Consider the following 26,122-nt stretch of genomic DNA (forward strand, 5'->3'; position numbering starts at 1 on the left):
TCAGGGTTATCGGGATTATCGATTGAGAAAAGATAATACACCGGAACGTCTTCCGATATTCCTGCGTGATTAAAGTCGGGGGATTCCTGCAGCGCTCAGACGTGGCATCCGAGCCACCCCTGAGACGCTTCGGTGGGTTCCTGCTGCTGGCGACCTTGCCGCATCGCTCACTTCACAGGCGAACCGGGCGTGTCCCGCCCTTAAAATGTTGATCGCGCCGACAGCATCGGCGTTTTCCTCGAAACCGCATTCCACACACTCGAACCTGGCTTGCGTCTGGCGATTACCGGCTGATAAAGGCTTGGAGGCGTTTCAAGGCTTAATGGCTCTGCTTATAAAGAGTGTTGCAGGACGGCTACGCCGTCCGTGCTATCCTTCCCCGCCCTGAAGGACGAGGCTTGCCTCGCATCGAGGTCAGTAAATATCGTCCTGTTTCATCAGTTTCCCCCAAGGTTCACTGCTGAGCTCCTGGGCCAATCCACATCAATGTAACGCTATCGAAGCAATATAATCGCGTTTCGCAGGTTGCGACGCCATCCTGTGGTGAAAAGCAGCTTCGGTAGCTTTCTCTGCCGCCCGCTTGTATTTTTGCACTAGAGCGGCGTGTGACTGTGAATTCTGCTCGTGTCTTCCGTACGGGTAGCTTTTGTCCTCGTAATACTGGAGCCGCTTCTCGTGTTCCGCTGCTATTTCCAGGAGTTTCCTGGCTCGGTTTTCATACCGCCTGGCGAGCTCGTCATGGTCGACAAAAGTTCTGATACTTTGTGCGGCCATGCCCGCATTGCCGTTCCTTGCTTCGAGCATACCGGTCTCGGTGCAAGAGGCCAGCAAGCCCAGCATGGATATGGATGTTAAAAACTTCCTTATTTCTTTTTCCATGATAGGTAGACTCCAATCTCCAATGAAATGGATGAAGTGAAGGCCACTCCATCCTGATGCGTCCATGACATTGGAACATTGTACTCAGTATTACTATAAATAAAATTCACATGTTTTGATTATTATCATAATAATTTACTTATATATTAGGAACCTTACGTCCCTAACTGTGGTTCTCTCTGGAATATGCCAAAAAATGATATTCCTGCTTACTTTTGCTGTTCGAGCCTTAACGGAGGCAGAGTGTGAGCGAGCAAGGCCGATCTATCACTAGATCTGGCCTAGTGATAGATACACGCTGGCGAAATCCCCTCCAAACCCAACCACCGGCCCTACCCCAATAAACAGCACCGTCTCGAGAACACGCAATATATTTCACAACACCTGCTTCGCTCCGAGAACAAGCATGACATTTTCATTAACCCTGGCACAATTCCGCCCGAACGAGTCGATAGAAGTTGACCCTCAGCCGTCCGGTGCTAGACTAAAGAGAATAGGTGTTCTTGCTGTGGTATTGCAGCCAGATTGCCGAAGCTATTGAGCGTCTGAGTCGGGGAACTACACGGATTGCTCAGCCGATTCCTCGAATGTTTCTACAGAGAGACCGCTATGGGAGAGCTTATTGTAGCCAAGCCGGAATTGCCTCAGGACGTGATTGCCCTCATACCCATGCGCAATGTAGTGCTGTTCCCGCATGTTCTGACTGCAATCACTGTGGGGCGCGCAAAATCTATTGCTGCACTGGAGCATGCGCTCGATCCTAAACGACCGCTCGGCATCATCCTGCAAAAAGATCCTGCTGTGGATGAGCCGGGGCGGGATGCGCTGTTTAACGTGGGCACCGTGGTGAATGTTGTCCGGCATCTTGCCTCCCCTGACGGGTTGCGGCATGCCGTCTGCCAGGGACTGAGCCGCTTTTCCATTGAAGAAATGATTGAGGATTATCCGTTTCTCGCCGCCCGTGTGCGGCTTATTATGGAACCCGATGAGGTATCGACGGAGGCTGAGGCCCTTGCGATGCAGTTGCGGGAGCGTACGGTGGAGATACTCTCTCTGCTGCCCGGTGTACCGGCAGAACTGGCTCATGCGTTACAGGCTACTCGCGCACCTTCGCATCTGGCTGATATCGCCGCGAGCCTGCTCGATACCGAAGTTGCAGAGAAGCAGATGTTGCTCGAAACGGTCAGTACGGAGGAGCGGCTGCGCAAGGTGCTTCAGATTTTGTCGCGTCGCATCGAGGTGCTGAGACTATCACAGGAGATTGGTGAGCGGACGAAAGAGCATCTGGAAGACCGTGAGCGCAAGTTTCTATTGCGTGAGCAATTGAAGACGATCCAGAAAGAGCTCGGTGAGACGGAGGGGGACGACGAGGAAATAGAGAAGCTGGATGAAGCGATCGCCGAGGCCGGCATGCCGGAAGAGATCGAGGCGCAAGCCAGAAAGGAATTGCAGCGCTTAAAGCGCATGCCTTCAGCTTCCAGTGAATATTCGATGCTGCACACTTACCTTGAATGGATGACGGAGCTGCCCTGGAAGCTCCCGGAGGATGCGCCCATCGACCTCGATGTCGCACGCCAGATTCTCGAACACGATCATTTCGGACTTGAGCGCGTCAAGCAGCGCATTATCGAATTCCTGGCCGTTCAGAAGTTGAAGCCCCAGGGGCGTGCTCCTATCGTGTGTTTTGTCGGTCCGCCTGGGGTGGGCAAGACTTCGCTCGGCCAGAGCATTGCCCGGGCATTGCAGCGGCCGTTCGTGCGCGTGTCATTGGGCGGCGTGCACGACGAGGCGGAAATGCGAGGCCATCGCCGTACCTACATCGGGGCCATGCCGGGTAACATTGTGCAGAGCCTGCGCAAGGCCGGCGCGCGCAACTGTGTAATGATGCTCGATGAGGTTGATAAAATGTCTGCCAGTCTCCACGGTGATCCATCGGCAGCCTTGCTTGAGGTGTTGGACCCCGAACAAAATTCCACGTTCCGGGATAATTACCTGGGTGTACCCTTCGATCTGAGCCGTGTTGTTTTCATCGCTACGGCGAATGTCATTGATAATGTGCCGCCGCCGGTGCGCGACCGGATGGAGATTATCGACCTTCCGGGCTATACCAGGGAGGAGAAGCTTCAGATCGCGCAGCGTTATCTTGTCGGCCGTCAACGAGAGGCCAACGGGCTGAGCGAGGACCAGTGCGAGATAACGGTGGAAGCGCTCGAAGGCATTATCGCTAATTACACCCGTGAGGCGGGGGTGCGGCAACTCGAACGGGAGATCGGGCGGGTCATGCGGCATGCAGCCATGCGGGTTGCCTCGGATGCGGAGGCCAAGGTGCGCGTGGACGCCGCAGATCTGGATGCTATTCTCGGACCTGCCAAATTCGAGCACGAGACCGGGCTGCTCACCAGTTTGCCAGGTGTTGCGACGGGACTTGCCTGGACGCCTGTAGGCGGCGACATTCTTTTTATTGAAGCAACGCGGGTGAGCGGACGCGGACAACTTATTTTGACCGGGCAGCTTGGCGGTGTAATGAAGGAAAGCGCTCAGGCCGCGCTTACGTTGTTGAAAGGTCGGGCAGACAGTCTTCACATTCCCGAATCCGTATTTGAAGGCATCGATGTGCACGTGCACGTGCCGGCAGGTGCTATCCCTAAAGATGGTCCCAGTGCGGGTGTGGCGATGTTTATAGCGCTTGCTTCGCTATTTACCAACCGGCCGGTACACCGGGATGCGGCGATGACGGGGGAGATCAGCCTGCGAGGGATGGTGTTGCCGGTGGGAGGTATCAAGGAGAAGGTGCTTGCCGCCCAGCGCGCGGGCCTGCGCAGGGTGCTGCTGCCTGCACGCAACGAGAAAGACCTGCGCGAGGTGCCTGAAACAACGCGTTCCACATTGGAGTTCGTTTTTCTGGAAACAGTGGATGATGCGATTCAAACATCGCTGGGTCAGCGGGTGCGACGTCAGGAGTCGGAGTTCAAGCTTGTTTGAGTGGATGCTCCCCTCTTTGATGGGTACAAGCCCTCCTGATTCATTCGCCCTTCTTTAATCACTTTACGTCGCTTATCTCTTATCTCTTATCTCTTTTCTCCGTTTTCAGTCCCACATCGAATGTAGTCGCATAACCACCCTCTGCTTCGGTAAGCTTGAGCATCAGTTGTGTTCCACCCTTGAGATAGATGCTGTCATCTTCATTCCTGGTCCTCTGCTGGTATGAACCCTTTCTCGCATACCCGGCATAGGGGGATTGTGCGTGCACCTTATCGGTAATCGCATCATCGAAATAGAGTTGGGACGTAAATTCACTACCATGCGTATATCCAGGCTTGGTACGTATCTTGAAATGAATATGAACAGTTCTGCCAGGATACCAGCCAGGATAAATGGTGATAAAACGCACGCTGCCGTTTCTGTCCGTTACCTGATAGCCGCGAAGGAATTTTTTTCCCACTGTATTGAAATTCCTGTCCTCGACATCAGAATAGATTCCCTGTGCATCGCAATGCCAGATATCGACTATGGCATTGGCAAGCGGCAGGCACCTGTCTGTACCCTCGTTACCTACCGTGAAAACGCGCATTTCAAGTGCAAGCGGAAGGCCGTCTTTTACCGAGCCATCGGAAGGATCGGATCGAACGTCTGAACGGTGCAGGCGCTCATCGACGAAATAGGGGCCTTCCGTTTGCTGAGGTGTTATCACGCATGAAATCATCTTACGGGCTACCTCCTCACTTCCGGCGTTGATGGATGAATTTCGACCCAGCATACTGATTCCGGTTATCCCAAGCAATCCCAGCAGTTTTCGTCGATTCATGCCTGCTCCCCATTTTGTGTTCCTCGATGATGAAGCGCCTGATATGCGATTGGACCGCCCCAAGCTTGGGGGGTTGCCCGCTTTTGAAGTTCCTGCTGGAAGGACCGAGCCTGCGATATCTCTATGAGTCGGCGAGCAAGCAATACAAACGTCATATCCGCGGAAGCCGGTATCCAGCGACGTTCAAAGCACGCCATTCATTGGTTTCGGCTGGATTCCGGTTTACTGGATTCCGGGTGAGGCCCGGAATGACGAGATTCTTGGTATTTTCTGGCCGGATCAACAATGCAATATATTACTCGGGCGCGGGATTCCCCTGATTAGACGAGAGTTTGTCCAGCAGGTTGTTCTTCACTGACGGCCATTCATGCTGGAGGATCGAATAAACGACAGTATCGCGGATGGAGCCATCGCGCATGATCTGGTGATTGCGCAATATCCCGTCTTGCTTCGCGCCCAGGCGTTCAATTGCGGTCCTCGAAACCTGGTTGAAAAAATGTGTTCTGAATTCTACCGCTATCGCTTTCTTTTTCTCAAAGACATGCTGGAGCAATAGCAGTTTGCTTTCCGTGTTCACCCCTGTTTTGCAGACCGATTTCGCATACCAGGTGTAGCCGAGCATGGGGCGCCTGTTTGTTTCATCTACGTTATAGAAACGGGTCGTGCCCACGATTCCGTCTGTTGCATTGAGCCTCACTGCAAATGCGATGTTTCCTTTTTCAGCATTTTCAATGGCAGTGATCACATAGTTTTCCATCTGCCCGGGCGAGGGTACATTTGCATACCAGAGCTTCCAGAATTCTCCATCCCTGACCGCATATCGCAAAGGCTCGATGTGATCAGGTGCAAGCGGTTCCAGAGTGACAATCTCACCCTTCAATACGATACATTCGAGCCAACTCATTTTTTCATGCTGCCTGCTGTTTCCAGTGCTCTTGCCCAGCTTTAAAACATTGGTTTTTTGGTAGCCGAGTTATAGCGGTTCACTCCACTTGTAATTTCCACTTCGGCTTCCATTACCCCTGCCCATCCGGTTATCTTCACCCATTTGCCGGGTTCCAGATCCTTGTAGTGTTCGAAAAAATGGGCAATCTGTGAACGCGTCAGTTCAGACAAGTCAGTGTGAGATTTCACCGCACGGTAGAGGGCGCACAGTTTGTCGATTGGCACCGCCAGAACCTTGGCATCTCCGCCTGCCTCATCGGTCATCTGAAGCATGCCCAGCGGTCGGCACCGTACCACCACTCCTGAGATGAGTGGAACCGGTGAAATCACCAGAACATCCACAGGATCGCCATCTTCCGAGAGTGTGTGCGGGATATAACCGTAATTACAGGGATAGTGCATGCATGTCGACATGAAGCGGTCAACGAACATTGCGCCCGTTTCCTTATCCACCTCGTATTTGATGGGATCGGCATTCATGGGTATTTCTATGATGACATTGAAATCGTTCGGCACGTCGCGGCCGGAGCTGACTCTGTCAAGATTCATTCTTGTTCCTGTTACTGTTGACTGAAAAATCGCTATTATAGCTGTCGGCTCCAGGGATTAACTGCGGATTAAACAATCCATGCGCATGCTGCTCAGCTTGGTCATCATGGCTGCACTCATCTATGTCGTTTTCGCGGCGCTGATATTCTTCGTCCAGCCCAAACTTGTTTATTACCCTGAAATTGGACGTGGCATCACGGAAACCCCCCATCATTCAGGACTTGTTTACGAGTCTGTCGAACTGGAAACTGCGGATGGCGAAAGGTTACATGGCTGGTTTGTCCCGGCACCTGCTGCGAAAGCAACTGTCCTGTTTTTTCACGGGAATGCCGGAAACATTTCACACCGGATCGGCTATTTGTCGATGTTTTACCGGCTTGGATATAGCACCTTCATTTTCGATTATCGCGGCTACGGCGAAAGTAGCGGCAAACCGACAGAGCAGGGGACATACCGGGATGCTGTTGCTGCATGGCGGTACATAACCGAAAAGAAGGCAATTCCGCCTGCTGATGTTGTGTTGTTCGGGGAATCTTTAGGCGGAGCAATCGCTTCCTGGCTGGCGGCCCGCGAAATACCCGGGGTACTGGTTCTGGCTTCCGCGTTTACCTCGGTCCCTGACATGGGAGCGCAACTGTATCCCTATCTTCCCATCCGGCGGCTTTCCCGTTTCAAATACAACACCCTCGAGCATTTGAAGGATGTGAGCTGTCCCGTATTCGTCGCGCACAGTCCTCAGGATGAAATTGTGCCGTTCAAGCAAGGACAGGCCCTGTACGAGGCAGCACGCAATCCAAAGCAATTCGTCGAGCTGCAGGGCGGTCACAATGAGGGCTTCATTTACACGAGGGAAGACTGGGCAAATGCTTTGGGTAAATTCATAGATGCGAGCCTGGGAAGACGCTGAATATGCTGATACTGGCGCATCGTGGTTACCACGCCGCAGTTGCGGAAAATACGCTCGAAGCTTTTGAAGCAGCGATAATGGCAGGTGTAAACGGTATCGAGACCGATGTGCGCATGAGCCGGGACGGCGTGCCGGTGCTGGTCCATGACAGGGTAATGGCAACCGGACAGGCAGTGTCTGATCTTGCTCATCGCGAAATCGAAGGTGTGTTAGGGTACAAAATACCTACCCTGGATGAGGCGCTTGCGCACTTTCCGGACATACTATGGAATATCGAGATCAAAACCCTGGATCGCTTGTCAACGGTATTCGGTGTTCTGGAAAAGTATCAAACCCGCCATCGTATTATCGTCAGCTCCTTCCGGCATGATCTGATTGCAATCTGCGCATCGTCATTAAAACTCAATTGTGGGCTGTTGGTCGCACACAGGCCGCAAACCCTCGATTCTCTGTTGGCTGATTCCGATTGTGATGGCAACGCCAGGATCAACCATCTGGTTTGGGATTACAATGTGTTGGATCAGGTCTTGTTGGCACAGGCAGCCGCTAGCGGTTTTCGCAACTTCGTTTACGGTCCGATAACCCGGGCTGAGCATGAGGAATGTCGGCAACTGGGCGTGGATGGGGTGATTACGGATTATCCATTGCTTGTGCAGGGTATATAAACAGCGGTGCCGCCAATGCCCAGTTGTTCTCTTGTCACACGGAAATTGAGTGATGCGCCGACGTTTTCTGCAAGCCCTTATGGTCGGAGCCACGGCCATGGCATTGAGTAGAACGATTTCAGCGAAGAACAAGGTATTCAGCGTCTTCACGTTTGGGGATTCGATTCTCGACTGCGGGCGTTACAACGAATATGGTGTCCATCCGGGGCAGTTGATCGTTCGCAACAATGATTTCCTGTTTCCAGAGTTCAAGGGGCGTGACGTCATGTCTCAGTCATCCTCGATAACTGCACTGCTGGACCACCGTGCGCGTGATGGCGGCGTGGTTAACAATCTCTCCTGGCAGGCGCGAGGTATCAAGGCTCCCGATCCTGCTGTCGCCCTGGTTACAGTAGGTGGCAACGATCTTCTCACTGGTCTTGCTGCGGACCGAGGGGAGGGCATCGCGTGCTTCCAACAGCAGTTGGATGCTTTTCTGCAAGCGCTTCCGGTACGGCCAGTTCTGCTGGGCACAGTTTACGATCCGACTTTCGGCGATGACTCCCGCAATTTTCTCGCCACCGATGCGCGCATTGCCCGACCCAACTTCAATCGCATCAATGCCGTTATTCGGCAGCTTGCTCCGCGTTATGGAGAGCTCGTCGATGTGCACCGCCATTTCCTCGCGGGTGACCCGTCCTGGTTTACAGGTACTATCGAGCCAAGCTTGCGCGGGGCATCAGAGGTGCGTGCTGTGTTTTTGCCTGCAGTGCTAAGAGCATTCCATGCCGCGCAAAATGCTTAGGCTGGAAGGGGATATCAAAAACCATAAGGTGGCATGAAAAGCAAAAAGAAAATGATAGTCCTAAAATAGACAAGACAAGTAACGATTCCTGTAGCAGAACGTGTATCCATCAGGAGGAAACAGATGGGCGAGAAGACAAAACCCCACATGGTCGGCATGAACCATGTTGCACTGGAGGTCGGCGATATCGAAGAAGCACTGGCTTTTTATGGCCGCATCTTCACCTTTAAATTACGAGGACGAGGGCAGGGTGCCGCATTTATCGATATGGGAGACCAGTTCATTGCACTGATGGAAGGGCGATCGCAAAGCCCGGACGATGACAGGCATTTCGGCCTGGTGGTCGATGACCGCTCAAATGTGCGCGAACTCGCTGAAGCCGCAGGGGCGACAATACTTGAAGGCGGTTTCCTCGACTTCCTCGACCCTTGGGGTAATCGCATTCAGGTAGTCGAGTATCGCGATATACAATTTACGAAAATCCCCGCGGTGCTGAAATACATGGAACTGGATCTGGAGAAGAGCCAGGATGCAAAGGCGGAGCTGCGAAAAAAAGGAATTGAGACGTAAACTTCGATAGCATAGGAGTTCACAGCCGGATGTGCAGGTTCAGCTTATTCCACGGTTCTCCATGAAGACTCTTCGAAACCTAGAGGATGAAGACGATAAGCTGCCAGCGTGGCGGCCCGAATTCGAAACCGTGGATATGTTCTTCGTGCTCCGGCAGTAACTGTCCTTTCTTTGCAACAATTTCCTGGCCGCAGCCTATGCACCGATAGATACCACTTACCGATGCACTGGTACCAGGCGCACGCTTAACGTTGAAGTCAAAATGGTCGCAGCGAATAAGAAAACTGCTATCCTGGTAAACGGCCATAGTGAAACCCGTTAAAAGATTAATAATATCTGGCACATAGTGGATGAATTTTCAGTTTTATATCAATTTTATTACTTGTCACCCACCTGATTCTGTTCGCTTTAGCACAAATGCGCTTAACACAGCTTAAAGTATCAAAAGATCGATTTTTGTAAGGCGGATTGCCAATAAAACCCGAAGCGGGACTAACAGTTCAAGGGCAGGGGGAGGGAATATGGAAGGCGCAGCTAGACCGTTTTACTGGAAGTAAAAAAGGCAGCCAAGAGGCTGCCTTTTTCAAAGTTCAGTAACCGGCTATCAAGCCGCGGGTTGCTTTTCCGCTTTCTTGCCGTATTTCTGACGGAACTTCTCGACACGCCCCGCAGTATCGACGATCTTTTGTTTGCCTGTATAGAACGGATGACAAAGCGAGCAAACTTCGATATGCAGGGGTTTGCCCATGGTAGAGCGGGTTTGAAAAGTGCTACCGCAACTGCAGGTCACGGTTATTTCCTGATAATCTGGATGAATGTCTGGTTTCATGAAATGATCCTCAGCTTGCAAATGCTCCCCGCACGATGCCTGCCTGATTTCGGGGAAAGCCGCGTATTATCCTCCAGTCGGAAACGAGATGCAACAAGGCATTCCGAAAGGCGGAGGTGCCTGATGTTGGGGATTGAATAATTTTAGACCCGCCGCATTGAATCGAAGAAATCCGCGTTGTTCTTCGTCGCCTTGATCTTGTCGAGCAGAAATTCCATTGCTTCCATGTCATCCATCGGGTAGAGCAGCTTGCGCAGTACCCAGATTTTCTGCAACACATCGGGCTTGATCAGGAGTTCTTCCCGACGGGTACCGGAACGGTTGACGTTGATGGCGGGATAAATGCGCTTTTCCGCCATGCGCCGGTCAAGATGGATTTCCATGTTGCCGGTGCCCTTGAATTCCTCATAAATCACATCGTCCATGCGCGAGCCGGTGTCGACCAGAGCGGTGGCAATAATGGTGAGAGAGCCGCCCTCCTCGATATTGCGCGCCGCGCCAAAAAACCGCTTCGGCCGCTGCAGCGCATTGGCATCCACACCGCCCGTCAGCACCTTGCCGGAAGCAGGTACCACGGTGTTATAGGCACGCGCAAGCCGGGTGATCGAATCCAGCAGGATTACCACATCCTTCTTGTGTTCCACCAGCCGTTTGGCTTTTTCGATGACCATATCCGCCACCTGCACATGACGTACAGCCGGCTCATCGAAAGTGGAAGAAATCACTTCGCCTCTTACCGACCGGATCATCTCGGTCACTTCTTCAGGTCGTTCGTCTATCAGCAGCACCATCAGCATCACATCCGGGTAATTGGCGGCAATAGCGTGGGCGATGTGCTGAAGCATGACGGTCTTACCCGATTTGGGACTGGCTACCAGGAGACCCCGCTGTCCTTTGCCGATGGGTGCAATCAGATCGATGATACGGCTGGTAACGTTTTCTTCGGCTTTGATCTCCCGTTCGAGCTGCAGCCGCTCTGTGGGAAAGAGCGGGGTGAGATTTTCAAACAGTATTTTGTGCTTGGAATTTTCAGGAGGCTCTCCATTGACCTTATCGACCTTGACCAGCGCAAAATAACGCTCCCCATCCTTGGGCGTCCTTATTTCACCCTCTATCGAATCCCCCGTATGAAGGTTGAAGCGTCGTATCTGGCTGGGGGAGACATAAATGTCATCCGGACCGGCGAGATATGAGGTGTCGGGAGAACGCAAGAAGCCGAAACCATCCTGCAGCACTTCCAGAGTGCCTTCGCCGAAAATGCTTTCGCCTTTCCGTGCCTGATTCTTCAATAACGCGAAAATCAGATCCTGTTTCCGTAGCCGGTTGGCGCCGTCAATTTCATTGGCAATTGCCATCTCCACCAGTTCGGTGACGTGGAAGTTTTTGAGGTCGGATAGATGCATGAACGGAATCCGTGGGTGAAGAAGAGGGACGTAAAGAAAGCGTCAGGAAACGTTGGGAAAACCGATGGAGCCGAACGAGAATTCGAAGCGGCGAACGTAATTGAACCGGAAACTAACCGGAAAGTTTTCGGAATGCGTTAATTATAACTTAACAGTTTTAGATATGACTGTCAATAAAAGCAGTGAGCTGGGATTTCGATAACGCGCCCACTTTGGTGGCTTCAATATTTCCGTTTTTGAAGAGCATGAGGGTAGGGATACCGCGAATACCATATTTGGGGGGCGTAGCCTGGTTTTCGTCAATATTGAGCTTGGCAACCTTGAGGCGGTCACCATATTCTTTGGCTACCTCGTCCAGGATGGGCGCTATCATCTTGCACGGTCCACACCATTCTGCCCAATAGTCAACCAGTACAGGTACTGTCGATTGCAATACTTCGGTCTCAAAATTTCCGTCAGAAATATGGTGGGTATGACTCATGTGCTTTTCCAAATCGCTCAAATGAAATATGTACGGCTGACGTCCAGTTAATTCTGCAAGGGCAGGGATATATTAATGATACTTGCCACATTGTGATACCAGAAGTGGCAGGGACAGATACAAGAATATCAGGAATTATATTTTTGTTGCTTCGTAGGCCAGCAATTTTCGGCGCTCTGTCATTTTTCAGTATCCTAGCGAAAAAAAACGAGAAAGGGAAGTACCAATTTAAGGGAATCTCGATACAAGCAGTCCATTCAACTGGCGGGGGAGCAAAATCGTACAAATTGGCACCGCCCTGCTCACAGCGGAGGCAGCATATTTATTAGAAATCAACCCGATTTTCCCCACGAATCACGCAGGGTGACCGCGCGATTGAATACGGGTTTTCCCGGTTTTGTTTCCTTCAGGTCTGCGACAAAGTAGCCATGACGCTCGAATTGAAAACGTTCTTCCGGTTGCGCTGCCATGAGCGCGGGTTCGACATACGCTGTAAGGACCTTCTTTGAATCCGGATTCAGAAACGCTTTGTAGGCCTGGCCGCCCGTGTCAGGGTGGGCCTGACTGAACAAGCGATCATAAAGTCGTACTTCGGCTGGTTGCGCATGAGCAGCCGAGAGCCAGTGAATGTTGCCCTTGATCTTGCGCTTATCGGCTCCGGGCGTGCCGCTCTTGCTGTCCGGGTCATAGGTGCAATGGATTTCCAGGATTTCGCCATTGGCGCTTTTTACAACATCCACGCATTTTACGATGTAGGCGTACCGCAATCGTACTTCGCCGCCGGGCGACAGGCGGAAATAGCCTTTGGGAGGATTCTCCATGAAGTCGCTGCGCTCGATGTAGATCGTTTTCGTCAGGGGTACGATGCGGCTTCTCCATTCCGGCTTTTGCGGATGATTTGGGGCAAGGCACTCTTCCCCGGCATTCTCCGGATAGTTATCGATAACGACCTTGAGTGGGTCAAGGATAGCCAGGCGCCGCTGCGCGCGCTCATTCATATCTTCGCGCAGGCAGTCTTCCAGGATGCCCATGTCTATCCATGAATCGGCCTTGCTGACGCCGATGCGTTCTGCAAACAGACGGATGGATTCCGGTGTATAGCCACGTCGCCTTACTCCGGCAAGCGTATTCATGCGGGGGTCATCCCATCCATCCACAAAACCTCCGGTAACCAGTTCGATCAGCTTGCGCTTGCTCATGACGGTGTAGGTGAGATTCAAACGCGCAAATTCGATCTGTTGTGGATGACATGGAACGACATCTGCCAATTGATCCAGTACCCAGTCATAGAGGGGACGGTGATCCTCGAATTCCAGCGTGCACAGCGAGTGCGTGATCCTTTCCAGCGCATCGGATATGCAATGGGTGTAGTCATACATTGGATAAATACACCATTTGTCACCCGTCCGATGATGGCGGACATGGCGAATCCGGTAAATCACGGGATCGCGCAGGTTGATATTGGAGGAAGTCATATCAATTCTGGCGCGCAGAACGTGAGCCCCGTCAGGAAACTCGCCAGCCTTCATGCAGCGAAAGAGGCCAAGATTTTCCTCGATGGAGCGGTCACGATAGGGACTGTTTTGACCTGCCTCCGTAAGCGTGCCTCGCAGCGTGCGGATTTCCTCGGCAGTAAGGCTGTCCACGTAGGCTTTACCCTGCTTGATGAGATGTTCGGCAAACTCGTAGAGCTTGTCAAAGTAGTCCGACGCATAGTGCAGGTGCTCGCCCCATTCGAAGCCGAGCCATCTTACCGCCTCCATTATTGAATCGACATACTCCTGCTCTTCTTTTTCGGGGTTGGTGTCATCGAAGCGCAGATGGCATATTCCGTTATAGTCCCGCGCCAGACCGAAATTGAGGCAAATGCTTTTGGCATGACCGATGTGGAGGTAACCATTGGGTTCAGGCGGAAAGCGCGTTTCAACCCGTCCATCCCATTTGCCGGTGCGATTGTCTTCTTCGATGATATTGCGTATGAAATTGGATGTGGACGATGTTACATCGCCAGGCGTAGCTTTTTCGTTCAAACTGGACCTCTTGAAAGGGAATTCCTGCTCGTCTTTTCCGGGAACTCATGGGCAAACGGGAACGCCGGTCCTGCTCTCTCCCGTTCGTTTGTACTTGCCCGGCCACTCATTATAGTTGAATAACGTATCCAGCCAAATTCGACCAGGTACGCCCACTGATTTTCTTCCTGCATTTCTTCTGCTGTGAGCGAGAATGCGCGTAGCAAAGTTCCATTTCCATTTATTTGCACTACACTGATTACATGAATCCACTCGCCTTTTCCATTCTCCGGCTGCTGAGCGATAATGAATTTCATTCAGGTCCGGCTATTGCCGAAGCCTTGGGGGTTTCCCGCGCCAGCGTATCGAACGCACTCCGCGACGTGGATGAAGCCGGATTGACCATCCATAAAATCAAGGGGCGTGGCTACCGCCTGCTCGACCAGGTGCAATGGCTGGAACGAAATACCATTCTTGACCATCTCGGCGATCAGGCAGACAAGTTCAATCTGGAAATACTCGATACGATCGATTCCACAAACAGCCTTTTACTGCATGAGGCGGACAACCGGTTGAGCCTGGGTGAAGGGCTCATTCATGCGGTAGCAGCCGAGCTGCAAACGAAGGGGCGTGGGCGAAGAGGACGGCAATGGCACTCTGGTCTGGGAGCCGGTCTCGCGTTTTCCGTGCTATGGCGGTTTCAGCAAAGCGCAAGCTTCCTTTCGGGTTTGAGCCTCGCCATAGGAGTTGCAATAGTACGTGCGCTCGAATCCTCGGGGACACAAGGAGCTGTACTCAAATGGCCAAACGATGTCCTGTTCAATTTCTGTAAACTGGCAGGCATACTGATAGAACTGCATGGCGATATGCTCGGTCCCACCGTCGCTGTAATCGGCGTAGGCATGAACCTGAAGTTGTCCGACAGCATTCAGGCGCGGATAGACCAGGGCGCAACGGATATTTTTTCCATCAGTGGAGAAATGCCGGATCGCAATAAATTGCTGGCTGAATTGTTGCTGAATATTGCTCGAGTATTGAGAGAATTTGAGCAGTCAGGTTTTACGCCATTCAAGGAGGAATGGGTGGATCGCCATGTATGTGAAGGCAAAGCAGTCACCCTCAAGCTACCTGACGGGTCGGGCCAGGAGGGGCTGGTGCACGGGGTATCGGATAGCGGGTCGCTGTTGCTGCAAACGTCACTGGGTCTTCGCAGTTTCAGCGGCGGCGAGATATCGCTGCGCTTGCGAAGGTGGGGGCGGCCTGAATAGTGGTAGCTTTATCACCATCAGCGAGGCAATGAACGAATGGAAGGCAATCGGGAATCTTCCAATTTAGCCATCGAATGAATGGGCAAATGATGGAGGAAAGCATGTAAGTCGCCTCATGTAGGTCGCTCATGAGGCTGAACCGAGCACAAATCAGACATCAGAGGGGTATAGGTTAGTGAAAGAGCGAACTTTGTAGCTGATTAGGCTTTACGGGTAAAGATATCTGCCTGAACATGAAAAGCTTGCCAAAGGTCACTTGGATATTCTTCAGCCAAGTTATTATCCGGGTTCTTTCTAATTGTTTTGCTTGAAACATATTGCCATAATGTGTGGATTTTATTATCCAACTCTAGGCGGCCAACCCAGCAACAAATGCAATCAATTTCCCCATACGACACGGTAAAGCCGATGAGATTTTCTCTTACATATCCCTTTAATTCGTAAGCTTGTGAGGCATCCGGTTTTCCGACAGCTGTCTTATATTGACCTTCAATAAGTCCATTAAGGGGATCAATATGAGAGATATTAAGAATGGATCCGTGTTGATTTTCCCAGATTCCTAAAAAGTTCATCACTCCTCCTGATTAATCAAGAAGACATTTAAAAAAATAAAAATTAAGGATGTTTCTATTTTAATGAGGTATTGGAGATAGGCAGCCTAATTCATTCAATAACTTTCCATCTTTGAAAGAAAGACGCCCTCCATCCAAATATGGGGAGTATATCTGCCCTGTTATTTTGTTTTCCTCAAAGAATTGAATAATTTTTTCTCGATCTACTCCGATTTTTCCTTCGAAATGAAGGTATTCATTTGTGTTTTCGGAAACCTTCACTTTTCCTGTAAGGTTGTTTTCTGTAAAGAATTTTGAGATATTTTTTATGTCTGCCATTGCCCTTTTATCCTTCTTGTTAGGGGGCTATGAATAACAGAAAGAAGTTCCTTCAGGCAATTAAAAAATTCTTTTCAGTATTAGAAGCATAAACGATTTTTAGCATGATTACTCGGGGAGTGGATAAGATTCAGTTGTACATGATGCTGGCATGAGAGCATTCGTGCTGAATCTGCTATCGAATGAAAAAACTGAAGGTGATGGATTATCAAAATCCAAAATAGTCAGGTTAACGGTAGCAACCGTATTTGCTGTGCTCACCTCAAGACTGGGTTGTTTGTGAATAAAGGTTGTTTGATTCCGCCTTTCAGAAAAAGATGTGGCGGTCCATGGAGCCGTAGGAACTTCCCATAAGATGTCAGTGATTGGAGCGGAAACAAATATTTCATTTCCCCGAACGATGCTTACATGAGTTTCGCTTAATTCAACATGCGCTCCTGGAGCTGATCCGTTCCTTACGCTTCCACCTCTAGCAGTACAGGTCTTATTCGAAATCAACCGAATCCAATCCAATATTCTGGTTTTCATATCAATTATCAAGGGACGACTGGTGAAAGTAGAGGTGACCCCTTGGCGAACAGGATTGCTTTTCCAGAAAAGCTCTACGTTCCCAGTTGGCCACTCTCGTCTTTCTCTTATATTGAGGGTGTTTCCAGCAGAGTCATAAAGGTAAATTCCGCCTCCATCGTAAGACTGGCCAAATTTATAGTAGCTATTCTCTGGAAATGTGACTTCTTTAAAACACCTGCTTCCTGTAATCTCTCCGGAAGAACCAAAAGTCATAAGTCCATCCATCTTGAGATCAGGGCCACATATCCTGGCTCCCGCACGAGATCCTTCTAGAAGTTTTGGAAGATACCGATAAAATGGAGCGGGAGTGGGTGGGGGACAGGGAGCGGCGGGTTCCAGTTTTGAAAATTGCTCATCAATGGAAGTAATGATTTTCTTTTCCGATAGCTTCCCGATATCAAGATAAGCTTCTGTAAAATTGTGAGAAAAGTTTCGATTTTTCCATTCCGGCGGGGGATATCCGTTGGCAACATTTCCCGATAGAACGGACGAATCAGTTAACTTGAGAGCTAGGATTACCATATCTTCGACAAGAGTGACATAGGCTGATCTGTCAGCGGGGTCCACTCTCGAATAGGGGACAGCAACCCCCACATTTCCTACAGCGCTCACCTCTGATGGATTCATCAGGTTAACAATGGAACTTGCCCATAAATTCCCCTGCGAGTGGGGCACCAAGGTAACGATATTCCCCTGATCGATATAAGCGTCAAGGGTGGAACGCATGTAATTCAGAGTTGCTGCATCTGGGTTATAGCCTTTTACTGATAAATTTGCCCAGTTTATTAGATCATCCTTAATGCCGTCTGGAAGAGGCTCTAGTCCAGCTAGACCCCTTAAAATAAGGGAGATATTCAGTCCATGCCGCTGCATTGCTGTTTCGAGAAAATCAGCCAGCCCACCGATGCCATAGAGCACATCCTTTGCTGATGGATTATGCATGTAATAAAAATTGGGGCGAGTCTGTTGCGAACGGCTGAGCCCAAGCCAAGCAAATCTAAGCTTAAGCATATTGTTTTCGGCCTGAATCTTATTATTTAATACGCCATTTATTGTGAGAATAATGCGTGGAGCTTGGCATCCCTCTGCCCAGGCGTAATCGTTTAGGAAAAACAATAAGAGGGGAAAAATAGCCGCTCTTTTAAAAAGATAGCTAACTTTACTTGGCATGATTTTTATCAATGTAGTAAAGACAGGATCCTTTAATTTGGGAGGCTGCCAGGATCAAAATCACAGGATTCCTCTAAATCATAAGGAAGTGAAAAAATTTGTCCCGCAAGCTGACTATCAAAAGCTGCATAGGCGCGATAGCGTTGAATTGTGTTCAAGAAAGCTGCATGTAATTTCTGATTTGCAGTAATACTGGGATCTATGCCCATAATGAAAGCTAGGCAACGTATAGCCCGATCTGATTGATCCGCAATTACCCTCGCCGCTTGGAGATTATTAGGTGGAACAGTAAGCATTGCTTGATAGGACTTTGCTATGTTGGTCAAGGCTAGCCGCGTTTTTTCCGATGACGGATATTCAAGAGCAATATATCGTTGAATATCGTCCCGCACCCCATCTCCGTCTGAATCGATACCTAATAAGGTAGCCTCGCCCGCAGAGCCAGGATCAGGAGGTAAACTGCCGGCTTTGGGAAGCTCAGCATCAACCTCAAACGATACGTTGAATTTGACCTGTTTTGGGTTACTGAACTTGAGAAGCGCGCGAACCGATTGTCCAGAAGTCAAGCTGCCATTTGGCAGGGGAATCTGAATATAAGGATGATTTTCCTCGTTTATACCTGCCGCATTTGCAAGCGATACCTGGGGCGAGTCGATCGATACGATCAGTTTGAGAGGTTCCAAAAGGGGTGTGGAACTTTCGTTTGAGACGGTAACCGTGGTATCGAAAGTACCGGTTGAACGGTTCAGTACCAGCCCGCTTTTCTGAACCGTGACTGAACCGGTGACATCCGCGGCATCAGTGTTGTCAGCCAGACTCAGTAGTCCGATCCCGATAAAGCATATTGCCAGCGCAGGAATCGCCGTAATCCACCGATGCCGCTTCATGCATTTCTCCTACACTGCTTGTTTGTTGTGTTTCTTATATAGTGTTCCGACGCCAAAAAGCGCAAGCCCGGTGATGAAAAGCGTAACCGGATAGGGTTCAGGAATGGGGCTGGCTATTACCGAAAAACCATCGCCCCAATAGATTTCAAGCCTATTGTCTGACCCGATATTAAGAAGGAAAAGCGCATTTGCGCCTGTGGGATCATTAGTGGTTACAAGCGGCAAACCGGAAGAATCGAGCAAAAAGAAAGAAAATGCGTCCGGCAGGGAACCTGAATCGGGTAAGTTTTCTGTGCTGTTGAAAACAAAAGAGGTTAGCGATCCCAAGGTTACATTCTGTAAAACTTCATTGAAGAACTGCGAATCTGAAAAGGTAACAGTGGCTGGGAGGGTGCCTGTTACATTCCCGGTTACAGTTGCAATGCCTAGTGTGCCATCCGTTGAGAAATCGGAGATGGAAACTGTGTTAAGTGGCGTTCCCCCGTCAATGAAGTCGAATGCGAACTGGCCAGATGTCCCGGAAAGTGGAGCAGTATCGATAGAGAATAAAAGTGGCGGTGCGGCCCAGGCGGAATGGGCAAGAAAGAGGGAAGAAATAATAATTTGATGCAGATACCCAGTGACGCTTCTCATGAGCTCTCCTGATTCTGCGAAGGAAGTATTCTGATTATATTGATGAGTTTCAGTAAGTCAACTTTATTGAAAAAAGCATGTAGAAATGGGTACTTAGAGGAAGCTGCCAATATCAATTGCAACAATGGAGATGAAATTGACAGATTCCCAGACCGCAGATTCTCTGAGATTTTTCCAGCCGAGAGAAAGTAAGCCCTGCGAGCTTAGCGAGTTCGACAAGCTGGAAGCCGACCGCGAAAGGCTCCTGATCCTGACCGGCATGGCGGCTCCCCTGTATGACCGGACCTTGCGCCAGCAGATCACCGACGCCCTCATTGCGACCGTGCGGGACATGGAAGCCAGAATGCGGCAATAGTCGTAAAGACAAAGGCCAGCTTTGAGGGCTGGCCTTTGCGGTGATTTCTCACCCTTGGCGGTCATCGCATCCCTGCTGTACCGCCGCATCAGAATACAGGCCGCTTCGCCCGGAATCAACTGCCGTTCACCCTTGTTCGTATCCTAGCAGGGAGGTGTCGGAGGGGCGGCAATGAGCCCCTCTGACTGCCGACCGTAGGGCGGCAGTTTCTCCCGACGCGCCGCGCCGGAAAAACCTCGTGCATAACTCCCTTTGGTGCAGTTGACCTAGCGTCTGAGTTGAGTGGTACAATTGTAGGTGCAGGGTAGCAAGCTATGTTTTTGGTTCCCAAAAACGCTTGCAAGGGGGAGAGACACTCCCCCTTTGAACCCCCTTTGTACGGCCATTGCCTGGCCGTCCCGGTGCCTTCCACCCTCCCGGAGGCACCGGGAGAAAACGGCGTGCTTGCGTCCCATTGCGTACCGTCCTGAATAACCGTCAGTCCAGTCCTTATGGCGCGACCAAAAAAACAGCAAACGGAGTCCCGGAGCGAGCGGCTGAATCTTCGCCTGCTCCCGGACGAGCGGGCCACGATAGAGGCCCGCGCTGCCGCTTCTGGCCTCACCCCCACCGACTACGCTCGCCGCCGCGTCCTTGGAGGCAAGCTTGCCGTTGCTCCGCGCCGGGCCGACCCCGCCCTGGTGCTGGCCGTGAACCGGGCGGGCGTCAACCTCAACCAGATTGCCCGTGCCCTGAACAGCGGCCTCGGCCATAGCCCGCACGAGTTGAGCGAGACTCTTGCCCGGCTCAATCAGTTGCTGGACCGGTTGCAGGACGTGGAATGACGCCGAACGCCGCGAAGAAAGGTCGCAGCTTCAAGGGCGCGGTGGCCTACATCATTCACGACCCGGACGGAGCGAAAACAGCCGAGCGGGTACTGTTTACAGAAACACGCAACCTTCGCACGGACGACCCGGAGAAGGCGGCCAAGGTCATGGCCTATACCGCGCAGCATGCCGCCGAGCTGAAGGAAGCGGCAGGCATCAAGGCCACGGGGCGCAAGACAGACGCGCCGGTCTATCACCTGTCCTTGTCCTGGGTGCCAGGCGAAAAGCCCACTCAGACCGAAATGATGGAGGCCGGGACTGCCATACTGGAAAAGCTTGGATATGGGGAGCATGAAGCCGTTTTTGCCGCGCACGGCGACAAGGCGCACATGCATTTGCATATCATCGTCAGCCGCATCCATCCGGTCACCGGCAAGACCCACAACCCGAAGGACGACCAGAATATTCTGCAAGCCTGGGGGCACGAGTATGACAAGGCGCGAGGAATGGAACATCACAGCCCGGAGCGTGCCGCGAAATACGAGAAAGACCCGGAAAAGAAGGCTGAATACCAGCGTATGGCCGAAGAGGCGCGGCAGCGCAAGGGAGCAGCCAACGGCAACAGCAAACCCCGGGCGGACTGGGAGGCGGCAATTGGTGCCACCCATCCGAAAAGTCGGAAATATCAGGAGATCAAGGCCGAGTACGCGGAGCGCGTCAAAACCCTCTCGGACGAGGGCCGCTCCCTGGCGTTGCGCCACAAAGAGGAATGGGCCGAGCTGAAGACCGCGCAGCGGGGGGAGCTTAAAGATCTGGCAAACGATTTCCGGCGCAGCCATGCAACCGAAATCCGGGAGTTCATGCGGGGCTTGCGTAACGAGCGGGCGGAATTCCGGCGCGAAGAAAAATCCCGTCCGGAACGGCTGGAGCGCGATGCCGGGATTTCCGCGCATACCCCGGTCGGCCAGCAGGGGGCGGAACATCGGGACAATCTGGCCCGGCTGTTCAATGACCAGGTGTTAAAGCATTCTCGCCCCGCCGCCTTGGCGCGGGAACAGAAACAGAAAAAGAAGGAATTTTTCGAGCGGCTGGAATTGGGTTACCCCCTGCCGGGCCGCGAACAGAACGGACAGCAGAATATGCATTCCAGGTTCCGCGAGGCCGCAGGGCCTGATGGACGCCAGCCCAGTTACCGGCAGGAGCGGGCTGCATTGCTGGCCGAGCAGAAAGAAGAACGGGCCGAACTCAAGGAGCAGCAGCAGGCCGAGCGGGCCGCCCTTCAGCAGAAATGGGCCGAGATGAACGACGACCGGTCGAAGGCATGGGAAGCCTACCGCGAACGCCGGGCCGCGCAGGAGAAGGAGGAGTCCAGGGATACGGAGCGGGGCAGGACAAGAGGCGATACGGAAAGAGTGGCAGAGTCCGGGCGGATAGATTCAGGCAGGGCCGATTCTGGACGTTTCGAGGGACGCAATGATGGCGGAGGGCGCGAGCGGGGCCGGGATTTCGGCGGCTAGAACCCAATCCGGGTATGCATATAGGGTATACCCCGATTGCTCTAGCTCATCTTTGAGGGCATAATATTCCTTAATCGACACCCAAGGGAAAAGCCGTGAAATCGCTAAACTTAGCGGCCCTGAGTATCGCGGTATTCATCTTTGCACTGATAGCGGCAGAGATGATCGTGCCCCTCGACTGGAAACCCTCCATTCTTCTGCGGCAAAGCACCGGCGAGATTCCCTCCAATCCCAAACGGACCTTCATGGACGAGGTTGGCCGCATGCGCCAGGCCAAAGCCGAGGCCGCAGAGCTGCACCAGCAAGCCACCGACCTTGCCGCTTCTGTTAACAGAATCGAGAATGCACGGGTTCAGCTCAATGACCGCATCCGGCAGAAGGTGACCGAACTCAATCGATACCGCCCCTGATTCATCATGAGCCTGCTACTTGACCCCGACAGACTGGGAAGCGAAGCCCGCACAGAATCCAAAAAGCTTTCCGACCAGTTCCACTATTTAAGCTCTCGACCTAAGCCAGAGGAAAAACGGAACTGGGCGTCATCCCTGAAAGTTTCCGGCCTGTCCGTGGCGGCGCTCGCGGTTTTAATGATCGGGGCCGAGCATATTGCGCCTGCCGGGTGGAAGCCCTCGACCTTCATTGGCGCTTTTGGGGGCAAGGTGCAGACGGTCGAAATTCTGGAAAGCATCGATGCTGTACGGGCGCTAACCGCTGTGCAGGAGCAGGAAAGAGCGCGGGGCATGCAGGAGGTCGAGCAGCTCCGCGCCGCCCAGGAACGATTGACGCTTGCCTACCGGGTGGAATTCGAACGCGGCAGCGAGCTAATCCGGGCCGGGGCCAATGCGCAGCAGCTTCTCGCCAGCGTGATCGAGGCCAAGATGCGGGGGATGGATGGACGGTTCAGAGCGGCAAGCGTCAAGGACAATCTCGGAATCTGGTGCGACTTTGGTAATATCGCCTTTCAGACCCCGGATTGCGGGCCAGACTTGCGGGCAAGCGCACGGGCAGACCGGGACGCCATGCAAACCGAATTGCTTGAAAGCTGGATATCCGCCCAGGAGCGGATTGTCGGGATAGCGCAGAGCTGGGCGGCCGGTCTGCTATCGCCCCAGGACCTGATAGCCGAAATGCAGCAAAACACTCCCCATCTCTACGCCGCACCGCGCGAGCCTATCCCGCCTAATCCATACCGCACTCCCTGACCAGGGCGTTAAAGGCGTTCGCCGGTCCCCGGAACGGTTCCGCCGGGCGTTGCCAGAGGGGCCAGGGAACAAGGCCCTTTTCCGAATCCTTGCGATAGTCCGGCAGGGGTGTGAACAGCCCGGCGAACCAGGGCGAAGTGTCATAATTTATCCTCAGGCACCACACGGGCCGCCTCCCCTTGATGAGCAGCAGGGACGCGCCGCTTTCGCGGGAGAACTGCAAGGCGATTTCATCGGGGCGCAGCAGCGGCACCGTATGCAAGCCTTCGCTTGCATTCATGGACTGGGAAGCGCTGCCTGTCCGGCTCTGTTTGTCCGCGACGGAATGGACGACGAGCTGGGCCGCGCTTGCCTTGTAATCCCGCGAGAAGAGGCCGCCGACCATACGCCCCATGACGTCAGCGGGGGCCGGTTCACCATAGCCTTCGTTACGGTTTTCCGACTGGGAGGCCACCACCCGGACGACTTCAAACTCCCCGAGGGATTTGGAGGCGTATTCGAGGGTTTCCCGGTCGGAGGCCCCGAAAATCTGCACAATTCCAGCATTGGCAAGGAAGGTCTGCCAGTTTGAAGGGTACAGGGACTTGAGCTGGTTCAGGTCTTGCAGAATGGCCCACAGTTTCACGCCAAAGCCCGCTGCGTAGCCTGCCGCCTTTTCTATGGCAGGCATAGGGCCGAGAGTGAAAAACTCTTCCAGGAGGAACAGGACGGGCGCACCGCAGGCCGGAGGCTTCAGGTTGCGCTGCATCCGTTCCAGGAATATCCCAATCATGAGGCGCAGCCATCGCCCATGAGTGCCCATGCGCTCAGCCGGGAGGCAAAGATAGATGGTTGCCCCCTTCTCCGCTTCTTTCAGGATATCCGGCCGGAACGTGGCCCCTGCCCCGGACAATGTATCCCGGAAACGAGGGCCGAGGGTATCGAGGAAGGCGGTATTGCGCCGGGCGGTCGAGAGGATGGAGCCGCGCTCATTCTGTCCCGTGCCGGCGAGGCTCTCCCCTGCCCCTGCGATCACCCCGTTCAAGGCTTCGTTTCTCCGCATGGTGTCGAGCAGATACCAGAAGGGTGTGGGACAGTCTTCCTTGAAATCCGGGTCTTCGGCACAGGCCGCGTTCCACCCTGCCCTGTCCCCTTGCATGAGGAAATCGCGGAAATCGAAAAGGGTTGGATTCTTCCGGGTTGTTATGAGGTGCAGTATTAGTCCCTTGACGAAATTACGGGCGGTTTCGTCCCAGTGGGAATCCCTCGGGTCGTGCGACACCACCAGACCTTCGGCCAGCAGCGCGGCATCATCGACCACAAGCGGGGAATCCGCATCGAGCAGCGAAAGCGGATTAAGCCCGGCCCGCAGGGCGTCCGGCACGTCGGCCACGCCGAAAGGGTCGAGCACATAGACATCCTGCCCCATCCCTTCTGTCCATTCATCCCCAGGGCCGCGCCGTGCAGCCGTTAGGCTCGCATTTTCGCCCTTCGGGTCGAGGACGACCACGGAGCCTGGATACAGGCATAAATTGGGAATAATGGAGCTACGCCCCTTCCCCGATCGTGCCCCGGCGACTGTGACCATGTGCCGGTCGTCATCGAGGCCGAGCGGAACGCAATCGGCAACTTGGGCAGTCCGCAGCACATCTTCCAATCTTTCCACCAGGGCGGCGCGATGCAGAGGCGGTAGGTTGGATTCTTCGATTTTGGTTATGACCTTAGCGGCAGCCGAGTGGAATTCGGCGAGCTTTTTCCAATTGTCCGAGTAAGGGATGGCCCCGAGGAACAGGGATGCACCACCTCTGAAGGCCAAACGTTCAACAGCATGCGGAGTTTCCCAATCGGCAGATGAGAGCGGCACATTATGGTTGCCCTGAAAGGTGCCACGAGGAAGAGAGAGCATGATTATTTAAAGGCTGTTTTATTTTTACGTAAAGTCATTATCCCATGCCATTCGTATGTTCTTTTATTTTTGGAACTTGACACCTCCCCTCATTCTGGCATGATTGCATGAGATCATAAAAACATGTTTGCATGCTATCAATTTTGCATGAAAACATGAAAACATAGGAGCATGATTGCATGCAAACGATTGTTATCAACTCGCAGAAAGGCGGCAGCGGTAAAACAACGCTCTGTGCCCATCTGGCTGTTCAGGCCGAGCTTTTGGGCGATGGGCCAATCTTCCTGATCGATACGGACCCTCAAGGGACGTTGAGTACATGGCATGAGAAGCGGGAGGCCGAAGTTCCACAACGTGCTGATGTTCCTCTGGCTGGCCTCGAAGCGGGTTTGCAGCTATTGCGACAGCATGAGGCCCAATACTGCATCATTGACACCGCGCCTACACGTACGGATGAGAATGCCGCCCTCTTTCGTCTGGCTGATATTGTTCTTATGCCAATTCGGCCGAGTCCTTCGGATTTATGGGCAGCAGCGGCTACCGTTGCCCTTCTCAAGGAGGCCAACATCCCCTTTCTCTTTATCCTGACCCAGGCCAAAGCCAACGCCAGCATTACAGGACAGGCAGCGGCTGCCCTATCCCACTATGGGCCGGTTGCCGAGACTTTTATTGCAGACCGTATTTCCTATGCGTCTGCAATGACAGACGGGCGCACGGCTATCGAGCTTGCCAGCAAAGGCCCGGCAGCGATGGAAACTGCTTCACTCTGGAAAAACATAAAAGCATGTTTGCATGCAAGCATGCAAAACTCTGCAAAAGGAAAACGTTATGGCTAAAGCTGTCATTCTTACCCCCGATGCGCTAGCCGCGCCACAGATAACACCCAAGGCAGCAACACCGCCCCGTAGTTCCGGACAGGCTAAGCAGCCGCAGAAGGCCGAGCCGAAGGTGGAGCAGATTCCCCTTCAGGTCCGTATTCCGCGAGAGGAGGCCAGAGCGATCAAGATTGCCGCTGCCGAACGGGAGCAAACCATAAGTGATTTCATGCTTACATGTTTTCATGCTTACATGAAAGATGGCAAGCATGCATAAATAGAAACATGAAAGCATGCA

The 26,122-nt window shown here is 52.6% G+C and carries 28 protein-coding genes; 13 read left to right on the forward strand and 15 right to left on the reverse strand.

The genetic code is table 11. The features are described 5' to 3' along the window. Nucleotides 1-483 precede the first annotated feature (483 nt). Nucleotides 484-840 carry a hypothetical protein gene (locus C8R21_RS01890; RefSeq protein ID WP_146162430.1) on the reverse strand — a complete coding sequence of 119 codons (357 nt, stop codon included), beginning with the start codon at nt 838-840 and terminating at the stop codon, nt 484-486. A 648-nt stretch (nt 841-1,488) separates the two neighbouring features. Between C8R21_RS01890 and lon the strand changes: the two genes are divergently transcribed. Next, entirely contained in the window at nt 1,489-3,861 is a 2,373-nt protein-coding gene (gene lon, locus C8R21_RS01895; protein ID WP_107761182.1) for an endopeptidase La, read from the forward strand. A gap of 79 nt (nt 3,862-3,940) precedes the next feature. On the opposite strand, the gene C8R21_RS01900 is transcribed toward lon, so the two are convergent. The 3 genes from C8R21_RS01900 to ppa all read right to left on the reverse strand — a co-directional run bounded on the left by C8R21_RS01900 (nt 3,941) and on the right by ppa (nt 6,178). After that, nucleotides 3,941-4,684, reverse strand: a complete 744-nt coding sequence (locus C8R21_RS01900) for an intradiol ring-cleavage dioxygenase (RefSeq protein WP_107761183.1) — start codon at nt 4,682-4,684, stop codon at nt 3,941-3,943. 295 nt (nt 4,685-4,979) lie between these two features. Then, nucleotides 4,980-5,588 carry a GNAT family N-acetyltransferase gene (locus C8R21_RS01905; RefSeq protein ID WP_107761184.1) on the reverse strand — a complete coding sequence of 203 codons (609 nt, stop codon included), beginning with the start codon at nt 5,586-5,588 and terminating at the stop codon, nt 4,980-4,982. A gap of 41 nt (nt 5,589-5,629) precedes the next feature. Then, complete coding sequence (gene ppa / locus C8R21_RS01910) at nt 5,630-6,178, reverse strand: inorganic diphosphatase (protein WP_074974706.1); 549 nt, start codon at nt 6,176-6,178, stop codon at nt 5,630-5,632. 85 nt (nt 6,179-6,263) lie between these two features. Here ppa and C8R21_RS01915 point away from each other — a divergent pair, with 85 nt between their 5' ends. From C8R21_RS01915 to C8R21_RS01930, 4 genes are all read left to right on the forward strand, one after another. Next, entirely contained in the window at nt 6,264-7,085 is an 822-nt protein-coding gene (locus tag C8R21_RS01915) for an alpha/beta hydrolase (protein WP_258192198.1), read from the forward strand. A 2-nt stretch (nt 7,086-7,087) separates the two neighbouring features. Continuing rightward, nucleotides 7,088-7,750, forward strand: a complete 663-nt coding sequence (locus C8R21_RS01920) for a glycerophosphodiester phosphodiesterase (RefSeq protein WP_107761186.1) — start codon at nt 7,088-7,090, stop codon at nt 7,748-7,750. Between the two features lie 52 nt (nt 7,751-7,802). Continuing rightward, the gene (locus tag C8R21_RS01925) at nt 7,803-8,534 is read left to right on the forward strand and encodes an SGNH/GDSL hydrolase family protein (protein ID WP_107761187.1); all 732 of its coding nucleotides are present in this window, start codon (nt 7,803-7,805) and stop codon (nt 8,532-8,534) included. Between the two features lie 123 nt (nt 8,535-8,657). Then, nucleotides 8,658-9,104 carry a VOC family protein gene (locus C8R21_RS01930; protein WP_107761188.1) on the forward strand — a complete coding sequence of 149 codons (447 nt, stop codon included), beginning with the start codon at nt 8,658-8,660 and terminating at the stop codon, nt 9,102-9,104. Nucleotides 9,105-9,183: 79 nt separating this feature from the next. Here the strand turns inward: C8R21_RS01930 and C8R21_RS01935 are convergent, their stop codons facing one another. The 5 genes from C8R21_RS01935 to C8R21_RS01955 all read right to left on the reverse strand — a co-directional run bounded on the left by C8R21_RS01935 (nt 9,184) and on the right by C8R21_RS01955 (nt 13,847). Then, nucleotides 9,184-9,411: a hypothetical protein gene (locus C8R21_RS01935; RefSeq protein ID WP_107761189.1), complete on the reverse strand. Its 228-nt coding sequence runs from the start codon at nt 9,409-9,411 to the stop codon at nt 9,184-9,186. A 297-nt stretch (nt 9,412-9,708) separates the two neighbouring features. Continuing rightward, nucleotides 9,709-9,933, reverse strand: a complete 225-nt coding sequence (gene rpmE, locus C8R21_RS01940; protein WP_074974711.1) for a 50S ribosomal protein L31 — start codon at nt 9,931-9,933, stop codon at nt 9,709-9,711. 143 nt (nt 9,934-10,076) lie between these two features. Continuing rightward, a complete protein-coding gene (gene rho / locus C8R21_RS01945; protein WP_011381390.1) occupies nt 10,077-11,336 on the reverse strand; it encodes a transcription termination factor Rho in 1,260 nt (419 codons plus the stop codon). Between the two features lie 157 nt (nt 11,337-11,493). Continuing rightward, nucleotides 11,494-11,817, reverse strand: a complete 324-nt coding sequence (trxA, locus tag C8R21_RS01950) for a thioredoxin TrxA (protein ID WP_011381389.1) — start codon at nt 11,815-11,817, stop codon at nt 11,494-11,496. A 332-nt stretch (nt 11,818-12,149) separates the two neighbouring features. Then, nucleotides 12,150-13,847, reverse strand: coding sequence for a glutamine--tRNA ligase/YqeY domain fusion protein (locus tag C8R21_RS01955; RefSeq protein WP_107761190.1), 1,698 nt, complete (start codon nt 13,845-13,847; stop codon nt 12,150-12,152). 242 nt (nt 13,848-14,089) lie between these two features. On the opposite strand from C8R21_RS01955, the gene C8R21_RS01965 reads away from it, so the two are divergent. Beyond that, nucleotides 14,090-15,094: a biotin--[acetyl-CoA-carboxylase] ligase gene (locus tag C8R21_RS01965; RefSeq protein ID WP_107761192.1), complete on the forward strand. Its 1,005-nt coding sequence runs from the start codon at nt 14,090-14,092 to the stop codon at nt 15,092-15,094. Between the two features lie 200 nt (nt 15,095-15,294). Here C8R21_RS01965 and C8R21_RS01970 read toward each other — a convergent pair whose 3' ends face one another. The 5 genes from C8R21_RS01970 to C8R21_RS01990 all read right to left on the reverse strand — a co-directional run bounded on the left by C8R21_RS01970 (nt 15,295) and on the right by C8R21_RS01990 (nt 19,244). Next, nucleotides 15,295-15,666 carry an avidin/streptavidin family protein gene (locus C8R21_RS01970; protein WP_107761193.1) on the reverse strand — a complete coding sequence of 124 codons (372 nt, stop codon included), beginning with the start codon at nt 15,664-15,666 and terminating at the stop codon, nt 15,295-15,297. Between the two features lie 60 nt (nt 15,667-15,726). Beyond that, nucleotides 15,727-15,984, reverse strand: a complete 258-nt coding sequence (locus tag C8R21_RS01975) for a hypothetical protein (RefSeq protein ID WP_107761194.1) — start codon at nt 15,982-15,984, stop codon at nt 15,727-15,729. Nucleotides 15,985-16,092: 108 nt separating this feature from the next. Next, nucleotides 16,093-17,724, reverse strand: a complete 1,632-nt coding sequence (locus tag C8R21_RS01980) for a hypothetical protein (protein ID WP_107761195.1) — start codon at nt 17,722-17,724, stop codon at nt 16,093-16,095. A 32-nt stretch (nt 17,725-17,756) separates the two neighbouring features. Continuing rightward, nucleotides 17,757-18,611, reverse strand: coding sequence for a hypothetical protein (locus C8R21_RS01985; protein ID WP_107761196.1), 855 nt, complete (start codon nt 18,609-18,611; stop codon nt 17,757-17,759). A gap of 9 nt (nt 18,612-18,620) precedes the next feature. Continuing rightward, the gene (locus C8R21_RS01990; protein WP_107761197.1) at nt 18,621-19,244 is read right to left on the reverse strand and encodes an NF038129 family PEP-CTERM protein; all 624 of its coding nucleotides are present in this window, start codon (nt 19,242-19,244) and stop codon (nt 18,621-18,623) included. Nucleotides 19,245-19,380: 136 nt separating this feature from the next. Here C8R21_RS01990 and C8R21_RS01995 point away from each other — a divergent pair, with 136 nt between their 5' ends. The 5 genes from C8R21_RS01995 (at nt 19,381) to C8R21_RS02015 (ending at nt 23,124) form a co-directional block, all read left to right on the forward strand. Beyond that, a complete protein-coding gene (locus C8R21_RS01995; RefSeq protein ID WP_146162431.1) occupies nt 19,381-19,599 on the forward strand; it encodes a hypothetical protein in 219 nt (72 codons plus the stop codon). Nucleotides 19,600-20,090: 491 nt separating this feature from the next. Further along, nucleotides 20,091-20,423 (forward strand): plasmid mobilization protein, encoded by a 333-nt coding sequence (locus tag C8R21_RS02000; protein ID WP_107761199.1) that lies wholly within the window; start codon nt 20,091-20,093, stop codon nt 20,421-20,423. Next, a complete protein-coding gene (locus C8R21_RS02005; protein WP_107761200.1) occupies nt 20,420-21,922 on the forward strand; it encodes a relaxase/mobilization nuclease domain-containing protein in 1,503 nt (500 codons plus the stop codon). The genes C8R21_RS02000 and C8R21_RS02005 overlap by 4 nt, the downstream gene beginning before the upstream one ends. 95 nt (nt 21,923-22,017) lie before the next feature. Beyond that, nucleotides 22,018-22,332, forward strand: a complete 315-nt coding sequence (locus C8R21_RS02010) for a hypothetical protein (protein ID WP_107761201.1) — start codon at nt 22,018-22,020, stop codon at nt 22,330-22,332. A gap of 6 nt (nt 22,333-22,338) precedes the next feature. Then, the gene (locus C8R21_RS02015) at nt 22,339-23,124 is read left to right on the forward strand and encodes a hypothetical protein (protein ID WP_107761202.1); all 786 of its coding nucleotides are present in this window, start codon (nt 22,339-22,341) and stop codon (nt 23,122-23,124) included. On the opposite strand, the gene C8R21_RS02020 is transcribed toward C8R21_RS02015, so the two are convergent. Further along, nucleotides 23,102-25,009 (reverse strand): type IV secretory system conjugative DNA transfer family protein, encoded by a 1,908-nt coding sequence (locus C8R21_RS02020; RefSeq protein ID WP_107761203.1) that lies wholly within the window; start codon nt 25,007-25,009, stop codon nt 23,102-23,104. The genes C8R21_RS02015 and C8R21_RS02020 overlap by 23 nt on opposite strands. 179 nt (nt 25,010-25,188) lie before the next feature. Between C8R21_RS02020 and C8R21_RS02025 the strand changes: the two genes are divergently transcribed. Both C8R21_RS02025 and C8R21_RS02030 read left to right on the forward strand, forming a co-directional pair. Beyond that, a complete protein-coding gene (locus C8R21_RS02025) occupies nt 25,189-25,845 on the forward strand; it encodes a ParA family protein (RefSeq protein ID WP_107761204.1) in 657 nt (218 codons plus the stop codon). After that, nucleotides 25,838-26,101 (forward strand): hypothetical protein, encoded by a 264-nt coding sequence (locus tag C8R21_RS02030; protein WP_107761205.1) that lies wholly within the window; start codon nt 25,838-25,840, stop codon nt 26,099-26,101. Before C8R21_RS02025 ends, C8R21_RS02030 begins: the two co-directional genes overlap by 8 nt. Nucleotides 26,102-26,122: the final 21 nt, after the last annotated feature.

Origin of the sequence: Nitrosospira multiformis (genome assembly GCF_003050865.1) — a bacterium.
Classification (GTDB): domain Bacteria; phylum Pseudomonadota; class Gammaproteobacteria; order Burkholderiales; family Nitrosomonadaceae; genus Nitrosospira; species Nitrosospira multiformis_E.

Bases quoted from the DNA above. Each gene is read 5' to 3' on its own strand.
- C8R21_RS01890 (WP_146162430.1), bottom strand. From the start codon at position 840: ATGCTGGGCTTGCTGGCCTCTTGCACCGAGACCGGTATGCTCGAAGCA.
- lon (WP_107761182.1), top strand. From the start codon at position 1,489: ATGGGAGAGCTTATTGTAGCCAAGCCGGAATTGCCTCAGGACGTGATT.
- C8R21_RS01900 (WP_107761183.1), bottom strand. From the start codon at position 4,684: ATGAATCGACGAAAACTGCTGGGATTGCTTGGGATAACCGGAATCAGT.
- C8R21_RS01905 (WP_107761184.1), bottom strand. From the start codon at position 5,588: ATGAGTTGGCTCGAATGTATCGTATTGAAGGGTGAGATTGTCACTCTG.
- ppa (WP_074974706.1), bottom strand. From the start codon at position 6,178: ATGAATCTTGACAGAGTCAGCTCCGGCCGCGACGTGCCGAACGATTTC.
- C8R21_RS01915 (WP_258192198.1), top strand. From the start codon at position 6,264: ATGCTGCTCAGCTTGGTCATCATGGCTGCACTCATCTATGTCGTTTTC.
- C8R21_RS01920 (WP_107761186.1), top strand. From the start codon at position 7,088: ATGCTGATACTGGCGCATCGTGGTTACCACGCCGCAGTTGCGGAAAAT.
- C8R21_RS01925 (WP_107761187.1), top strand. From the start codon at position 7,803: ATGCGCCGACGTTTTCTGCAAGCCCTTATGGTCGGAGCCACGGCCATG.
- C8R21_RS01930 (WP_107761188.1), top strand. From the start codon at position 8,658: ATGGGCGAGAAGACAAAACCCCACATGGTCGGCATGAACCATGTTGCA.
- C8R21_RS01935 (WP_107761189.1), bottom strand. From the start codon at position 9,411: ATGGCCGTTTACCAGGATAGCAGTTTTCTTATTCGCTGCGACCATTTT.
- rpmE (WP_074974711.1), bottom strand. From the start codon at position 9,933: ATGAAACCAGACATTCATCCAGATTATCAGGAAATAACCGTGACCTGC.
- rho (WP_011381390.1), bottom strand. From the start codon at position 11,336: ATGCATCTATCCGACCTCAAAAACTTCCACGTCACCGAACTGGTGGAG.
- trxA (WP_011381389.1), bottom strand. From the start codon at position 11,817: ATGAGTCATACCCACCATATTTCTGACGGAAATTTTGAGACCGAAGTA.
- C8R21_RS01965 (WP_107761192.1), top strand. From the start codon at position 14,090: ATGAATCCACTCGCCTTTTCCATTCTCCGGCTGCTGAGCGATAATGAA.
- C8R21_RS01970 (WP_107761193.1), bottom strand. From the start codon at position 15,666: ATGAACTTTTTAGGAATCTGGGAAAATCAACACGGATCCATTCTTAAT.
- C8R21_RS01975 (WP_107761194.1), bottom strand. From the start codon at position 15,984: ATGGCAGACATAAAAAATATCTCAAAATTCTTTACAGAAAACAACCTT.
- C8R21_RS01980 (WP_107761195.1), bottom strand. From the start codon at position 17,724: ATGCCAAGTAAAGTTAGCTATCTTTTTAAAAGAGCGGCTATTTTTCCC.
- C8R21_RS01985 (WP_107761196.1), bottom strand. From the start codon at position 18,611: ATGAAGCGGCATCGGTGGATTACGGCGATTCCTGCGCTGGCAATATGC.
- C8R21_RS01990 (WP_107761197.1), bottom strand. From the start codon at position 19,244: ATGAGAAGCGTCACTGGGTATCTGCATCAAATTATTATTTCTTCCCTC.
- C8R21_RS02000 (WP_107761199.1), top strand. From the start codon at position 20,091: ATGGCGCGACCAAAAAAACAGCAAACGGAGTCCCGGAGCGAGCGGCTG.
- C8R21_RS02005 (WP_107761200.1), top strand. From the start codon at position 20,420: ATGACGCCGAACGCCGCGAAGAAAGGTCGCAGCTTCAAGGGCGCGGTG.
- C8R21_RS02015 (WP_107761202.1), top strand. From the start codon at position 22,339: ATGAGCCTGCTACTTGACCCCGACAGACTGGGAAGCGAAGCCCGCACA.
- C8R21_RS02020 (WP_107761203.1), bottom strand. From the start codon at position 25,009: ATGCTCTCTCTTCCTCGTGGCACCTTTCAGGGCAACCATAATGTGCCG.
- C8R21_RS02025 (WP_107761204.1), top strand. From the start codon at position 25,189: ATGCAAACGATTGTTATCAACTCGCAGAAAGGCGGCAGCGGTAAAACA.
- C8R21_RS02030 (WP_107761205.1), top strand. From the start codon at position 25,838: ATGGCTAAAGCTGTCATTCTTACCCCCGATGCGCTAGCCGCGCCACAG.